We start from the raw sequence: 758 nt of genomic DNA, 5'->3' as shown, positions 1-758 counted from the left end.
TTACGAATATCAGCCGGATATATAAACTCGCAAAATTTTCTGCATAACTTTACAAAATATTTTGCATAGTATAAAAATCATATTGCTATGCAAAATAAAGTGTAAATATCTTTATAACATTACCCCACTCTAGCCGCCTACACCTCCCCAGCCTAAATACACCGCACTTAGTTATTTTCACTCAAACTAAACTTGCTATGCAGGGCTAACAGAGTAATCCTGTCATCACTTAAGCAAAACAGGAGAGCCTAAAATGACAACCTTCAAAATGAGAACTGAGCAAGAAATGATGTTAGAGTTAGCCTTAGTTGCAGTAAGAGAAGAACAACGTTTTACCATTGACGGTTCACAATACACCTTACCAAACGGACGGGGACAAACCTTTGTGTATAATCTTGCATTCTTAAATATTCGTTTTATTGAAGATGGTCGCAAAGATAGCGTTGTGCAATTTACTTCAACCCTTGCCCCATCAGCACCGCCATTTTATTGTTTATTATCTGAATTAGATTAAATTTAAACGCCCTTTAAACCAACTTTAAAGGGCGTTATTCTTAGAATTTATACACTAAGTTATCTTCATATTTTCCTCTACAATTTGTAGATGTATTCACCACAATCCGCTTTGCTCCATCGAATGCTTGCCAATTATCCACTTTATCTTCCTGCATATACTCAATAAACCGAATAAACTCCGATTTTGTTGAACTGAAGAAAATATACGGCGGCTTGGTTAAGTTGATAAGCCTTAGAAAGTC

At 35.8% G+C, this 758-nt stretch carries 1 protein-coding gene and 1 pseudogene; one reads left to right on the top strand and one right to left on the bottom strand.

Annotation, left to right across the window (positions count from 1 at the left end):
* Window positions 1-253: 253 nt before the first annotated feature.
* Entirely contained in the window at window positions 254-514 is a 261-nt protein-coding gene (locus B0183_RS11745) for a hypothetical protein (protein WP_021115457.1), read from the top strand.
* 40 nt (window positions 515-554) lie between these two features.
* Here B0183_RS11745 and B0183_RS11740 read toward each other — a convergent pair.
* Window positions 555-758, bottom strand: a pseudogene (locus tag B0183_RS11740) (hypothetical protein); the annotation flags it as partial.

It is taken from the genome of Glaesserella parasuis, assembly GCF_002015085.1.
Taxonomy (GTDB): Bacteria; Pseudomonadota; Gammaproteobacteria; order Enterobacterales; family Pasteurellaceae; genus Glaesserella; species Glaesserella parasuis.
Note: the sequence above shows the minus strand (reverse complement) of the source record. Positions and strands in the feature narration are given on the sequence as shown.